Raw genomic sequence first — 13,907 nt, 5'->3', positions numbered from 1 at the left:
ACCACAACGGCAGAACCGAGGGCGTGAACACGCGCACGAAAATGCTCAAACGACAGATGTACGGCCGCGCAGGCTTCACCCTGCTCCGCCACCGCATCCTCCTCGGCTGAACGCCCCCTACTCCCACCACCGAAAGTGCGACAGAGCCGTTACTGCGATAGTCCCCCCTATGGCTCTCCTCGCTTGAGAACGCGCACTACGTGCCCCCGGCGCTGGCAAAGCAATGGCAGATGGAGGAGTTCTGTCTGGTGAACTACATCAGTACCGTTCCGGTGTGATGTTGGTGTGGTACTAGTACCACACTGGCATGGTGTTAGTGTGGTGCCATGATCTTCGTCTTTGGACATCAAAAGGGCGGCACAGGCAAGTCCACTGTCACTGTCAACATGGCTGTAGAGCTACAGCGTCAAGGTTGCGACGTGCTAATGGTCGACGCTGACCCGACGATCCACACGACTTCGAACTTCACCGCGGATCGCGAGGAAGCAGGTTTCCCCCCGCTACAGTCCGTCCAGAAGTCTGGCTCCTTGCACAAGTTTCTTGAGGAGTTCAGACCCAAGTTCGATCACATCCTCGTCGACGTCCCGGGCAAGGACTCCAAAGAGATGCGCACAGCGCTCACCGCCGCCGATGTGCTGATCAGTCCAACTCGGGCGACCCAGGCAGATCTGGACGCAGTGGCAGGCCTTCTGCAGACCGTGGAGGGCGCCCAGGACTTTAACGAGAACCTCAAGTCGATGCTCGTCCTCAACTTCGTCTCTTCCAATGTGTTCACCAAGGACAGGGAGGAAGCTCAGTCATATCTCACTGACTTCCCTCAGGTGCGATTGGCCCAGACGGTGCTGCACCAGCGAAAAGCCTTCGCCGACTGCCTGGCGGAAGGTAAGGGCGTGGTGGAAATGCATGACTCCAAAGCCAAGGCGGAGATCCAACTGCTGACTCAGGAGGCCCTCTCGTGGTGAAAAAGCGTGGCCCGATGCCCGAAAACCGAGACGATCAAATAGAGCGCTTCGCCGCTGCAGCAGAGGCCAACGTCCCCGCCCCAGCGGAAGAGGGACCTCCCATGACCCCCTGGAAGCGACGCGCACGCAACGGATCCAAGGCCAAGGGTTACAACTTCCGGTTTAACACCGCTCAGCACGCACTGCTCAACTACGCAGCCGAGGCCGAGGACACTTCGCAACAAAAACTAATCGAGGATCTGGTCTGGCCGATCCTTGAGGAGCGCTATGGCCACAATGTGCCTTTGAAATAGAGGAAGTTGCACCACACTGATGTGGTACCAATTTGGTACCACATCAGTGTGGTATTAGTACCATATAGATATTGCATTTGGTCCCCTCACCATTTGCCAAGAGTGCTCATCCGCGCCTGCTATACGCCGCACCTACTGGACCGGCTGAACAGGGGTACGGGCTTCACCTGTTGAGCCCTGATTTATGCCTGGCACAGATGCATGCCTTATTTTTGCTTTTCACCCTTTGTCGGGTTGGCGCTCCCACCTTGCACATGACGCCTCAATTACACCGTTTTAGTACCACACTGATGTGGTACTAAAACGGCAAGATTGAGGTAGACCTCCTCGACTGCCCATGTTCTCAGCTCTCCAAGGATCCGGGGACGGTGTTTCTACGCAGGCACCCCGTCTGAGGAGGGCTCACAGGGACCTCTTATCCATCCGGTCCGGCCTGAGAATCGCTCCAGCAATTTGGCCAGTTCTGCATGCACCGCGAGTGGCATTGCGTGATGCTTCACCGAGGTAGAGGGAAGTTCGCGCCTCGAGATCTCCCGCCAACAAGGTCATAGGTGTTCACACCCAGATCTTCCAGGGCTCCATCAAGAGCCCAGGGCCCGCGTCGACGTAGACGCAGCGCATCTTGTCCATGTGGTAGCCAGGAGTGGTTGTTCCAAACTTTTAATGCAACGTCTGGGCGTGCGGGGCTCGCAACTCACTGTGACGATGGGCTCGCCGCGTGCTTATGGGGGTGTCAGGCAGACCTTGCCGACCACCTTGAAGACGTCATGGTCAGAGTCAGATGGGCAGATATGAGCCGAGCCCGCAGATTTGCCCGGTTTGCATGGCGCTTTCCGGGTGCTCTCCTCCGTCCCCAATGGCCTCTGCTGAGTTACAGGACACTCGATCTTGGAACGCTCTACGCATCCCCATGCGCCGTGATGGAGTACAGGCGGCCAGCCCCCTCCTCGTCTTCAAAGGATTCCGCGCCAAGTACTGCTCTGGTTTCAGTGTGGTACCACTCTGGTACCACACTGATGTGGTATTAATCTGAAGGCTTTTATGCTGACCCACAGAGATAGGAACGAGGCGCCTTGGTTTCCGGCGACACCCCGCGGCCAAGCGTTTCGGAGGCCCTCCAGGGCCGAGGAAATGCGCGGCAGTCGCTGCTGTGTCCTTGTTAGCTGACGGTGCGCAGCTCGTCCCAGTCGGTGGTGTACCGGGGGGGAGGGGGAGAGGTCGGCCTGGCGGACGGGGATGAAAGGGCCGCAACGATCCTTACGGCCACCGGCAAAGAGTTCGGCCCCGGGCCGACACATTGCGCACAGACTTGGCACCCGACCCCCACTAATTTATTCTTATGCATGGAGTACGAGGCGGGGCCGACAACGGAGCCGGCATCAGACCATCCGTCACCGTTCTCTCCGGGCCGGTACCGCCTGTCGGACAAGAGGGTCCACAAGCGCTCACGAGACCGCCCGTACGAGGGATGACGGCTGGGGACGGAACCTGTGGAGGAGCGTTGCGTCCCCAGCCGTTTCCCATCCCCGACTCTGCACGCACTCCACCTCGGCAGGGGCACTCCCGCTGTCCCGGCCCGCCCCGCCCCGCAGGGTCGATCCTTGCACGTCATGGCACCGCCGTCGTCGCGGGATGGCGCCGGCAACATCTGGCGCACATTCCCGGCCTCGCCCCGGTAGGTGGACACTGGAGGGGGCGCAAGGATCCGCCGTCACCCGGGCCGGCCCCTGACAGGTCCCAGGGCCGCGTGGATGGATCCAGTAGCGGAAGCGAGGCGTCATCGCCAGGGGCTGACCCCCGACGATGATGGGCACCACAGACACTTTATGTACTAAGAAGTAGGTTTATGGCGTGGGGATGTCGCCGCATTCCCACCACGGCCGGCGCCCCTCCTGGAGGGGTCGCCGGCCGGGAGGCCCCGGCGGCCGGCCTCCCTCGGGCCGGAGCCGGGGCCATTCCCCCCACACCATCCACGGGAGCCTTGTGCCGATGCTTCCCGCCCCGCTCAGGCCGCCGGTGCCTGGGCGATCCGCACGGTGGTGCCCGAGGGATCGCGGAACGCACAGTCCCGCGGGCCCCAGGGCTGGTCGGTGGGCTCCTGGAGGACCTCGGCCCCGGAGGCGCGCACGGTCTCGAAGGTCGCCTCGAGGTCCTCGACGGCGAACACGAGCATCGGCAGCACCCCTCGGGTGAGCAACTCCATCAGGGCGTCGCCGTCGGCCTGGGACCGACCGGCGTGCGGGACCGAGAGCACGATCCCCAACCCGGGCTGGGCGTCGGTACCCAGGGTCACCCAGCGGTACCCGCCGGCGGAGACGTCGTTGAGCACCGCCAGGCCCAGGACGTCGACATAGAAGGCCATCGACTCCTCGACGTCGGTGACGGTGAGATGGCAGTACTGCAGCGCAATCGTCATGACCGGCACTCTAGACCCCGGTTGCCCAGCCTGCTGCTGCCATCCTGCTCCAGGGCTGCCGGGACGGGGGAGGAGGTCTGCGCCCCGGGGGCGTTGTTCCCACGAAGGGAACCGGCTGCTGGCCACCGGGGGGGGGGCGCTCGGGCACCGGCATCCGTGCCGCAGGGCCCGTTCACGCCCCACCCTCCCCGGTCCGGCCCCCTGTCCCGGGCCGGGGCCGGGGAGTAGTCTGCGCCTGGCAGGCCAACAACGGGAGGCAGGATGGATCAGCAGGCCCACGTGGTCACCGAAGTCTCCGCCCACATCTCCCCGGAGCGTGAGGCCCAGCTGCTGGAGGGCTTCCGCGCCCTGGCCCTGGAGCCCTTCCCCGAGGGGCTGCTGCACTCGGCGCTGCTCAGCGACGGCGACGGGCGGTGGAAGGTGCACACGACGTGGCGCGATCAAGCGTCCCTGACGGCGATGCGCAGCACCGGTCAGCCCCCTGCGGCCCTGCGGCTGTTCCGCTCCGTGGGTGCCGAGCCGACGGTGGCGATCTGGCAAGTGGCCGCCACCCTCACCCCGCCGGAGACCCCCGACCCCTAGCGCAGGACCCGCCCTGACGATCCGGCGGCGGTGGCCGCACTGCTCACCGAGCTGCGCGCCGGCACCGGTCAGGCTCCCCCCACCCTCACCTCCGCCATGACCGCAGCCCCCCTGGGTCCGAGCCCCGCCGCCTCGAGGATGAGATGTCGCCCAGCCCACCGCTGCCCTTCGTTCGAGGACCGGAGATCTTCCCTGTCCCCGGAGTGATCCGCTTCAGGGCCGGCCGTCCTCCGGGTCCGGGGGAGGAACCTCGGCGGCCACCTGCTGGGCGTAGCGGGCGAACTCGGCGGTGGCGGCCGCGCTGCCCGCCCGCGGCCGGTCATCACCGGGGTGGGCCCTCTCAGCCAGCACCTGGGTGATCAGCGGGTGCCACCGCGAATCCAGGGACTCCAGGGACTCCAGGGCCCAGCGCAGCGCCTGGGAGGCGGAGGTGATCTGCCCGGTGGCCAGGGTGTGCAGCATCCGGGCGCAGGTGGTCACCACGTAGCGCTGGGCCCCGGCGGTCTCCAGGCCGCCCCGCTGGGCCAGGTGTTCCCCGGCACCGGCCAGCAACCGCCGCATCGCCTGTTGGACCACCGCCCCGGGCACCGGCTCCACCAGCGTGGCGGGATCGGGTCCGACCAGGGTGATGCCGCGTTCACGCAGGATCCAGCGCACCACCTCGGTGTTGGTGGTGGTGGTCCAGTCCATCTGCCGGTGACCGCGTTCCACGGACAACCACGGGTGGCCCATCCCGTCCAGGCTGCGCAACTGGGCGAGAGCGGGGTAGGCCCCGGCCAGGGCGGTGGACCAGCGCCCGGGGCGGGTGGGGAGCTGGGTGTGCAGCCCCCGCAGCCCGGCCTCCTGCGCTGGTGTGAGGGGGGCGCGGGTGGGGATGAGGAAGTCGCAGCCGCTGGAACACTCGGCCCCGCCCACGGCGAAGGCCCCGTGCAGGTAGGCCCCGACGAAGGCGGACCCCAGGATGGCCCGGGCCCGTTGGGTGAGCCCGGTGAGCAGGAAGTTCAGCTCCGGGTACGGGGTGGGGGCGGAGTTGATCGGCCCCCACGGCTGGGAATGCGGGGAAGGATGGACGGACATCGATGTTGCCTCCAGGACAGGTGTCGGAAACCGTAGGGAGTGTCCACGGCAGGCAACAGGGTCAGGGAACCGCAAAGAATTTCGGGCGGGCCCCGCCGAGCTCAAGCGTAGCCCCCGCACCAGGCCCAAGGCCCGGGACCGGAAGGCCCTTAGGGCTGGTGCCGGCGGGTGGTTCATCGGCCGGCCTGCCCATCCCGGGACCGGGCGGCGGCCTCGGCGAGGCCGGCCGCGTAGGCGGCGGCGTAGCGTTCCTTCAGCGGCCGCCGATCCACCGGCCCTTCACCTTCCGACCTAACGGTTACGCCACCATCCTGCCCAGGCGCAGTCTCAGCGGCACCCGGGGTGGCAGCCCCGGCTTCCGGAGCTGAGGCTTGCCGGGCGGCCTGGCGGGCGGCGTGACGCTGGGCGGCGGCGATGGCTTGGGCGCGGCGCTGTTCGGCTTCGGCGGCCTGTCTCTGGTCGGGGGAGCGCATGGGGGTGCCGTCCTGGTGGGTCCAGGCTCTGAGGCGGGCGGCGAACCAGGCGCCGGGGTTCTCGATCCCGTGGACGGCGTCGTGGGGGTAGCGGTGACCGTTAGGTGTCCAGTCCAGGGCGTGGAGGACGTCGGCGATGGTCCAGCCGGCCTCGAAGTGGGGCTTGGCGACGGAGACGACGTAGGCGGTGGTGATGCGGCGCAGGACCAGGGCGTGGTGCTGGAGTTCGAGCCCCGCGCAACCATAAGTGTGCTTCCAATCGGAGCGGGCCCCCCGCCCACTCACCGGCCTCACCGTCGCATGGGCTGGCCACAGTGGAGCTGACCGCTGGGCAAGAGCGGCTTGGACCTCCCGCCGCTGTGCGGCGGCTTTGGCGGTGGGTCGCGGCGTAGCCGCGTCCTTCGGGGAAAAGTCTTCGCGCGCGTGCGGGGGGAACAAGACCCCCTTCGGGGGGACCGGGCCGACATTTATCTCCACAGGCATTGACTCCTCTGCGGGGTGGGTGGGGGCTTCGGGTGCGGTCTCCGCCGGTGCTGCCGGGACGGGCGGGGACGGGGTGGTGAGGGCGTAGACGGGGGCCTCACCCTGCTTCTTGCCCGTGGAGCGTGGGGTGTAGGCGGCCGAGCGGCCGGTGGCCACCACCGCCAGCAGCCCCCAGTCCTTGAGCCGGCGGATCATCCGCCCCACCGAGTCCTCATGGACACCGAGGCGCTCAGCGACCCAGGCCCAGGTGGTGCGCCAGGTCCGCGAGGCCGGGTCCTGCTGCACCGCGATGACCTCGATCAGCGCGGCCATGTTGGACCGCCCGTCGGCGCGCATCACTTCCAGGGCCGGGTGCTCCAGGGCGGCCCGCTTCCACGCGACCACATGGCGGGCGAGTTTGCAGCCCTTGGGGATAGCGCGCAGCACCACGGCCTTGGAGCGTTCATAGGCCACACGCACCCGCCGGCGCCGCGAGGGCAGCTCTACGGTCGGCTCGAGGCCAGCCTCCGGGGAGGGCTGTGAGCGAAAATCGACACGGCTGAGTAGCGAGGGGTCCCCTTGCGGGAACGCCTCGGGTACACTAGGAGACACAACAGTCCCCTGGTATTGGGTTCATGACAGGTTCCGATTCAGTTAGCTGTTGAAACGGCTGTCGATAGTCGCCAAACTCAGCGACAGCCGGATGACTTAGACGGCCCGCCCTGCCAAGGCGGGCCGTCAGTCATTTAAGCGCTTCTAGTAATAGGGAGCTCCTCAGCGTTCTGCCGATCGTCAATGGCGTTCGGCAATCCGTGGTCGCGGTCGATCAATGCGCCGATGTAATCGGCCTGGGAAAGTCCCAGAGCGGCCGCCTTCTCGAAAGCGCGGCGGTGCTGCTCAGGAAGCACCCGCATGCTGAACGGGACTCGGCGCCCGATCATCTTGGGGGGCTCATATTCCTTCATGTGCCCAGCGTGCCACATGTACATGACATTGACCAGTATTCGCGGTGCGTGTCGGACTCCCTCCGTATTGCCTACGTCTCGGGACTGGTGGCCGACGATTTCCCACTTCCCGACGGGCTTCCCGAGGTAGACGGGGATCTGCTGGCGGCCGGTGGCCTCAATCCCTTCGCTGTCAATGTGCCTCAGCGAGGATTTTGAGTGACTGTTGAGCCCTGAGCCGCTGGCGTTGGGGGAGTAACCCCCAGGCTGGGTGATCACTGGGGAGATTCCGGGCCAGGACTCTGATCCGCCGCGGGTCGTTTTGCGTCCACGCCGCTTGGTCGTCGACCAGCTCGTCGGCGTCCTCGATGGTGCCTAACAGCACTACGGCGTCTTCCAGGTGGCGCCCCGAGTCGCGGGAGTCCTCCTGGTAGGCGCCTCCTTTGAGGGTCAGCGCGCCCAGGACATCGGGCACACTGATGACAACCTTGGATCCGTCCGCACGGGCGATGTGACAGTTCACCGTTTTGCGCAGGGCGCTGGTAGCTCCAGGGATCCTCATGAGATTCGTCCCTGCCGCGCGCATCTCCAGGGCTTTGGGTGCCACGTGGTCGGCGATCAGGACGTCGATGACGTCCCCGTCGTGCACGAACCGGTGGGATGGGCCCTTGGGGTTGTTGGGAACCTGCAACCGGTAGCCGCATTGGTGCAGCGCCTGGGTGGTGCGGGCCCAGGACATGGTGGTCTCGATGTGGAGGACGATGTCGACGTCGGTGGTCGAGCGTTGGGGGATCATGCCTGCGTGCAGCGCGTGCATCTGAACCATCAGGCCACCGACCAGCGTCCATGACCCCGGGGGCATGGCTTCTGCCAGTTCCAGGGCCAGCGGCCACGGCGGTGAGAAACCTCCGGCCGGCTCGTTCAGATGCCAAGTAGGACGTTCAGGCGAGGTGCCAGGCTTTGAAGCATTCATTGGGCTAGCACCGACCCCAACACGTTGTGGGCCGCGCTGCGTTCACGGGTCGTACCGCGTTCCACGAGGTCCAGGGCGGTGGTGATGATCGAATCCACCGGCGTTTCGTCGCTGATGTGCAAGAAGACCTCTCCCTCAGCATCGGCGACCAATCCGAAGCGGGTGAGCACCTCCTCGAGGTGCTCCCTGCGGAGATAACCTTCGACGATCTCCGAGTCCCCGCCCGCCAGACCGAGCCGCGTTGCCGTCGGGACGTCCTGGAGGGCAGAGCGCCCCGAAAGCATCAGTACTTCTTCCAAGGCCGCGGGCCGCCGCCTGGTCTGGGTCATCCGCTTTGTCTGTGCCCGTCCGGCCGCCAACCGGACGAACTCCTCGACGCTCAGATGGGACAACCGGCTCTTAAGACGCGAAAGCGTCCGGCCGGCCACCCGTGTGGTGTGCCGGCACTCCAGCAGCTCGATAGCCGCCCAAGCGGTGTTGCTGTTCCAGCGCCGTCCCGGGCCCATGCCCACATGGCGCCGTTGGGCGATGGCGGTGTCCTCGACGATCAGCGTCCGGCCCACACGCCGCACGACCTGCAACTGCCCCTCCTGGGCAAGTCGTTGGGCCTGGCGGGGGGACACTCCTAGACGGGACGCGGCCTCTGCGATCGTCAACTCCATGCCACATATGGTCGCACATGCGACTATATGTGGCAATCAAAGTCGGGCTCCCTGAACTTCGCGACCAGGGACAGACCTCAAAGGCTGCGGCCGCCGTTGCGACGGGTGTTTTGCGCGGCGCGGCGGGTGGCCGGAGCACGGTCTTCCTGGCGGTTGGTCTTCTGCTCGGTGCGCTGGGCAGCCTTGTACCGCTTGATGGCATCAGCGTGATTGGCTCGCCATGACGGGCCAGGTGTCTTCTGACGGGCCTGCTCTGCATTCTCGGATACCTCGGGCTCCTTCTGCTGAGGGGGCGGCGCGGGAGTGGCCGGCTCTTGGGGGAAGGCATTTTGGTGGCCGGAGCCGCCTGCTGTGTCTTGCCGCGGTGGCGGGCCACCGCGCGGGCGATCAACTCGTCCGTGGTGAGCACCCCCTGGGGTTCCTCGGTTGCGGGGGTCTGGACGGCTTCGGTGACGGCGGCCTCCCTCACTTGCGGGGCCGACAGCGGGTCAGCGGCCTGTGCCCGGGTGGCACGCAGCTGCTCGAGGACCTCCTGGGCCGCGGCGGGTGTGGTGGTCACCCGTTCGGCCACGTGCGCCTCATCAACGGCCTGGCGGATCTGCTCGGACGTCTGGGGGGCGGCTGTGGTGAGTGAGGAGTGCTTGTGCAGGACGGTGGCGCGGGTGATGAGTGCGGCCGCCACGGGGTCCTCCTGGTGGGTTGTGGGGATCAGCGCGGTCTCATGGGCGGGAATGTTGTAGTGGTTGCGGTAGGCCTCGACCTCGGCGGCGGCCTGGTGCCATTCGCCCGCCTTGGCCGGTCTGCTCGGGACCGGTCCCAGGGCTGCCGTCCACTCGGGTGCCGCTTCGGCCAGTTCGGCACCGCGCACCGCGATGCGCTGCTCCATCCGAGCGCGCAGCCGCTGAAGCTCCGCCCGGTACGGGGCGGGGACCTGCGGGTCGTTCATCAACGGTGTGGGAGCCAGGTCCTCACTGACTCTGCGCCCATCACGCACCGGGGCAGGGGGAGGGGTCTTGGCGGCCACGGCCCGCAGGCGCTGCTCGGCAGCGATGGCCTCACCAATGGTGACGCCGGTGTCGGTGCGGGGACGTTCCCCGCGGGCGATCTGCTCCACCGCTGCTTGCTCAGGGGACAGGCCCGCACGACGCTCCTGCTCAGCACCCATCGTGCGAGTCATCCAGTCCAACTTGGCGGCGGTGGTGGAGGTCCACCGCTCCGGGGGCATGGCGTTGAGCTGGGCCAGGCCCACCTGAAGGGTCTCGGCCAGCTCGGTCGAGGGCATGGTCGCGAACGGGCGGGACGCCCATTGCGGGTCCTCAAGCGCGGACCGCCCCTGGGTCGTGCGGGTGCGCTGGGCCAGCCGGGCCAGATGCTCATCACTCACCGAGCCCAGGGGGCGGCGGTCGGTGTTGTCGAGAATGCGCTGGGCGGCCTCAACCTGGTGCTCCACGCGCCAGGCCAGCACCGCGGCCGGGTCCTGCGCGTCCCCGAACTCACGCTGCTTGACTGTCCGGGACAACAAGGCGGCTGGGTCCATGCCCTGCTCCTGCGCCTCGCGCAGGTGGGTGGCCACCGCGCCCCAGGCATCCGAGCCGGTGAACCGAGCGGCCCTCTCGGCGCCGAGGGCTTCGACGGCCATCGCACGGGTCTTGGCGGTCCAGGCGGCGTCATGAGTCTCGCGATACACCTGGGCCAGGGTGGCGACGTCGCCGTGGCGGGCGGCTTCGACGGCCACGGTTTCGTGGGCGGAGAGGTTGCGGTCGTAGGCGGCGGCGATGGTCTCCAGCACCTCGTCGCGGGTCTCACTCTCGGTGAGGGCGAGGTAGAGCTGGTTGGTGTCCCGGCCTCGGGTGGCGGCCACGTAGGCGGCGGCCCGGTCGGTGGCCGCATCCAGGATGGCGTGGGCGGTGTCCACGGTCGCACCCTGGGCGCGGTGGACGGTGGCGGCGTACCCGAGCTGGGCGTGGGTGGCCAGGTACTCGGCGTCCAGGGTGATCTTCCCGCCGTGGATCGTGTGGCGCAGCGTCACTCTCTCCCGGCCTTCACCGTCGCCGGCGTTGATGGTGTGGACGGTCCAGACGTCGTTGTTCTTCACGAAGTCCTTGCCGCCGTTCAGCGCCAGGGTGCGGTCGTTGCGGCGGGTCACCACCACGTCCCCGGCATGCGCCGTCAGACCGTCCCGGAGCACCACGGATGAGCTGGTGGCGTCCAGGTGGCCGGTGGCGATCCGGGCCGCCTGGGCGCGGGCGTTGAGCTCGGTGACCGTGGCGTTGTCCGAGGCGATGAGCAGAGAACGTTTCCCACCCTCGACGTCGTTGATCCACGCGCGCAACGCGGCATCCGCCATGGCCTCATGGTCCCCGGCGACGATCCGGCGGTGCTCGGTGTACCAGGCCCAGGGGGTGTCGGCTCCGGCGGCCGGGGGCTCGCGCAGCGCCAAGGACGCGGCCGCTTCCCCGGGAGTGCGGAAGCGGTGGACGGTCTCCAGGCGGGTCGCTCCCACTTGGTTGTCGAACAGGCGCAGGGCACCGCCGGAGCCGATGGCCCCGAGCTGCCGGTCGTCACCGATCGCGCGCACCACGGCCCCGTGCCGGGCCGCCACGCTCACGAGCTCGGCCAGTTTGCCGGTAGTGACCATGCCGACCTCGTCGAGGATCACCACGTCCCCTGGGCCCAAGGAGAAGGCGCCGGGGGAGTGCCGGCGGTGGGCGATCAGAAAGGCATCAATGGTCGTCGCCTGCGCCCCAATGTCGGCGGACATAACGGCGGCGGCGGCCGCGGTGGGTGCCAGACCGATGACGGTGCCGCCGGTGGCGCGCACGGCATCGGCGGCCAGGGAGAGGCTGGTGGTCTTGCCGGCACCGGCCGGACCGATGCCCAGGCTCAGCAGCTTCTCCTCGCACGCGAACGCCCGGGCCAGCGCCACCTGCCCCTCGCTGAGCGGGCCGGTGTGGGTCGCCAGCACCTCCTCGAACCGCTCGACGGAGACGGCGGGGATGATGGTGCGCTGGGCGGCGGCGAGCACCCGGTGCTCCGCGGCCAGCACTTCACGGGAGGTGTAAAGGTGCGCGTCGGAGCGGACGAACTGGCTGGTGCCATCAGCACGGGTGAACTCCGGTAGACGGGGGACATCGGCGGCCGGGGTGACCGCCAGGCTGTGCGTGGTGGTGGCCTCGCGGGCCACCGCGGCCACGAGGTCGTCGGGGACGGTGCGCCCGGTCATGGCCTGCTTGAGGTGTCGGCGGGTCTGGGCGTGGACGTGGTTCACACTCCAGGTGGAGCGCTTCTGGGACAGCTCGTGCACCACCAGGCGGGCGTGCTCGGCCACATCGACCCGCTCAGCGCTGGGACCCTGTGGAGCGCCGGTGGCGGCACGCCGCACGTGCTCAAGCAGGTCCTCCCCGACGGGCATTGTGACCTGTTCGGCGTACTCGGTCGACCACTCACTCACCAGTTCGGACAGCCGCCGGGCGCTCTTCTTGGCCGGCCGGGATTCCAGCGTCGCTTGCTGGGCCAGGGCGATCTTCTGCTTGCCATTGGGGGCATAGCCGTGGGCCTCAGCGAACTCCGCCTGCAGCCGGTCCAGGGTGCCGGCGATGTCGGCCCGCCGGGAGGAGGCGTGGTGGATGGCCTCCAGATCGATCCCGGCGATCTCGAAGATCGGCTCGTCCCCACCGGCCTGCCGGGGCACCGCGGCCACCTTCAGGGTGGTGGTGACCTTCTCCATGACCTTGGCGTTGTAGGTCTCCGAGGCCGCCACCCCCATGCGGTACAGGGTGCGCCCGTCCAGGGCCGACCACTTCCCGTCGGCGCCTTTGACCTTGTTGGCGATCACCACGTGGTCGTGCAAATGGGGGTCCCCGGTGCGGGAGTCGTAGTGGCGGAACTGGGTGGCCAGCAACCCACCCTGCACGTCGATCTGGCGGACCCCGTTGCGCCCGCGCCGGGTGTACGTGGCGTGGGTTTCGAGGAAGGAGAGGGTCTCGGCGATGGCCTCGGTGTGCGCCGCCTCCACGGCCTTGCGGGCTTCCTCCCCGCCCAGGGCCCACAGCAGCGAGACCGACTTGGCGGGGGAGAACACCAGGTCGTACCCGGCCACGGTCTGCTGCTTCGGGGTCGTCTGAGCGGTGATGAACCGGCCCAGCTCTCCAGCATCCCGGGCGTCGCGCCCGTGCATCTGGCGGAACAGTTGCCCGGCGACCCGGCCCCGGATCGCCCGCGCCTGCTCCTTCGTGGGCGCCGCCCCGGCGGTGCGCTCGTGCCGGGCGATCTCCTCGCCCAACCGGCGGGTCAGCTCCGTGTCGGCGGTGGTGTACCGGCGGTACTTCTGCCCCAGAGCCACGTCCTTCGCGGTTCCGCCCTCGGCGAGGATCCGGTCGGCGTCGGGGTGGAGTCCTTCCCCGAACAGGGCGGCCATCTGCGCCTCGGTCACCTCACCGGCCACCCCCAGCAGCGCGCTCGAGTGGGCGACCCATTGCCCCGGGGGCATGCCCGCCACCGTGTAGTAGTCGCCCAGCTCCCGGTCCCCGGCCCGCAGCTCGTCGGCCGAGGCGACCTCACTGGTGTAGTAGGCATACCCGTCCCCGGCACTGAGCTTGTGGACGGTCATCACACACGCAATGTGAACATGTTCATCCTCGTTTATCAATGATGCAAGAGGTGTGACAGTCCACAAGGGGTCGCAGGGCCGTCGACTGAGCGCCGGCGAAGGAGCGGGCCGAGAGCCTGGGGTGTCCGTCACCTCGGTGACGCGGTGGTGCCCATGAGACCTGGGAAGTGTGGGCAGGTGATGCCACTGCGCGGACGAGGAACGAGGACAGGCAGAGCAGCATCAGCTGTCCACACGGCAGGTCGACTGGGTACCACCGCACCGGTTGTCCACGCGTGGTGTTCCGGGTGGGCAACCGGGACGAGGTGACGCGGGCCGGCTGTGGGTCCGGCGGAGGGACGGAGGGGAATCCCGGAGCCGGTCCACAGCCGGCCCGCGTCACCTCACAGTGGCGTCCCCTAGCGTGGTGTACACCCGGCCCTGAGGGCGTGGCGTTCCGAACGTGAGGCGGCCA

The 13,907-nt window shown here is 67.9% G+C and carries 10 protein-coding genes and 1 pseudogene; 4 read left to right on the top strand and 7 right to left on the bottom strand.

Going from position 1 to position 13,907, the window contains the following annotated elements:
* From IEW07_RS21825 to IEW07_RS20065, 3 genes are all read left to right on the top strand, one after another.
* On the top strand, positions 1 to 110 hold a 110-nt coding region (locus tag IEW07_RS21825; RefSeq protein WP_188540472.1), incomplete at its 5' end, for a transposase.
* 216 nt (positions 111 to 326) lie between these two features.
* Positions 327 to 962 carry an AAA family ATPase gene (locus IEW07_RS20070; RefSeq protein ID WP_188540470.1) on the top strand — a complete coding sequence of 212 codons (636 nt, stop codon included), beginning with the start codon at positions 327 to 329 and terminating at the stop codon, positions 960 to 962.
* Positions 956 to 1,255, top strand: a complete 300-nt coding sequence (locus IEW07_RS20065) for a hypothetical protein (protein WP_188540468.1) — start codon at positions 956 to 958, stop codon at positions 1,253 to 1,255. Before IEW07_RS20070 ends, IEW07_RS20065 begins: the two co-directional genes overlap by 7 nt.
* A 2,005-nt stretch (positions 1,256 to 3,260) precedes the next feature.
* Here IEW07_RS20065 and IEW07_RS20060 read toward each other — a convergent pair.
* A complete protein-coding gene (locus tag IEW07_RS20060; RefSeq protein ID WP_188540467.1) occupies positions 3,261 to 3,671 on the bottom strand; it encodes a VOC family protein in 411 nt (136 codons plus the stop codon).
* A 261-nt stretch (positions 3,672 to 3,932) separates the two neighbouring features.
* Here IEW07_RS20060 and IEW07_RS20055 point away from each other — a divergent pair, with 261 nt between their 5' ends.
* Complete coding sequence (locus IEW07_RS20055) at positions 3,933 to 4,253, top strand: hypothetical protein (protein ID WP_188540465.1); 321 nt, start codon at positions 3,933 to 3,935, stop codon at positions 4,251 to 4,253.
* 213 nt (positions 4,254 to 4,466) lie between these two features.
* On the opposite strand, the gene IEW07_RS20050 is transcribed toward IEW07_RS20055, so the two are convergent.
* From IEW07_RS20050 to mobF, 6 genes and pseudogenes are all read right to left on the bottom strand, one after another.
* Positions 4,467 to 5,330: an aminoglycoside adenylyltransferase domain-containing protein gene (locus tag IEW07_RS20050; RefSeq protein WP_188540463.1), complete on the bottom strand. Its 864-nt coding sequence runs from the start codon at positions 5,328 to 5,330 to the stop codon at positions 4,467 to 4,469.
* Between the two features lie 173 nt (positions 5,331 to 5,503).
* The gene (locus IEW07_RS20045) at positions 5,504 to 6,739 is read right to left on the bottom strand and encodes a hypothetical protein (RefSeq protein WP_188540461.1); all 1,236 of its coding nucleotides are present in this window, start codon (positions 6,737 to 6,739) and stop codon (positions 5,504 to 5,506) included.
* Between the two features lie 272 nt (positions 6,740 to 7,011).
* Positions 7,012 to 7,230 (bottom strand): hypothetical protein, encoded by a 219-nt coding sequence (locus IEW07_RS20040; protein WP_188540459.1) that lies wholly within the window; start codon positions 7,228 to 7,230, stop codon positions 7,012 to 7,014.
* 172 nt (positions 7,231 to 7,402) lie between these two features.
* Positions 7,403 to 8,035, bottom strand: coding sequence for a hypothetical protein (locus tag IEW07_RS20035; RefSeq protein WP_229742013.1), 633 nt, complete (start codon positions 8,033 to 8,035; stop codon positions 7,403 to 7,405).
* 143 nt (positions 8,036 to 8,178) lie between these two features.
* Positions 8,179 to 8,844 carry a helix-turn-helix domain-containing protein gene (locus tag IEW07_RS21875; protein ID WP_503826681.1) on the bottom strand — a complete coding sequence of 222 codons (666 nt, stop codon included), beginning with the start codon at positions 8,842 to 8,844 and terminating at the stop codon, positions 8,179 to 8,181.
* A 2,371-nt stretch (positions 8,845 to 11,215) separates the two neighbouring features.
* Positions 11,216 to 13,453, bottom strand: a pseudogene (mobF, locus tag IEW07_RS21815) (MobF family relaxase); the annotation flags it as partial.
* Positions 13,454 to 13,907: the final 454 nt, after the last annotated feature.

It is taken from the genome of Kocuria dechangensis (assembly GCF_014636775.1).
Lineage (GTDB): Bacteria > Actinomycetota > Actinomycetes > Actinomycetales > Micrococcaceae > Kocuria > Kocuria dechangensis.
Note: the sequence above shows the minus strand (reverse complement) of the source record. Positions and strands in the feature narration are given on the sequence as shown.

Coding starts and splice junctions, on each gene's coding strand:
- IEW07_RS20070 (WP_188540470.1), top strand. CDS start 327: ATGATCTTCGTCTTTGGACATCAAAAGGGCGGCACAGGCAAGTCCACT.
- IEW07_RS20060 (WP_188540467.1), bottom strand. CDS start 3,671: ATGACGATTGCGCTGCAGTACTGCCATCTCACCGTCACCGACGTCGAG.
- IEW07_RS20055 (WP_188540465.1), top strand. CDS start 3,933: ATGGATCAGCAGGCCCACGTGGTCACCGAAGTCTCCGCCCACATCTCC.
- IEW07_RS20050 (WP_188540463.1), bottom strand. CDS start 5,330: ATGTCCGTCCATCCTTCCCCGCATTCCCAGCCGTGGGGGCCGATCAAC.
- IEW07_RS20040 (WP_188540459.1), bottom strand. CDS start 7,230: ATGAAGGAATATGAGCCCCCCAAGATGATCGGGCGCCGAGTCCCGTTC.
- IEW07_RS20035 (WP_229742013.1), bottom strand. CDS start 8,035: ATGGTTCAGATGCACGCGCTGCACGCAGGCATGATCCCCCAACGCTCG.
- IEW07_RS21875 (WP_503826681.1), bottom strand. CDS start 8,844: ATGGAGTTGACGATCGCAGAGGCCGCGTCCCGTCTAGGAGTGTCCCCC.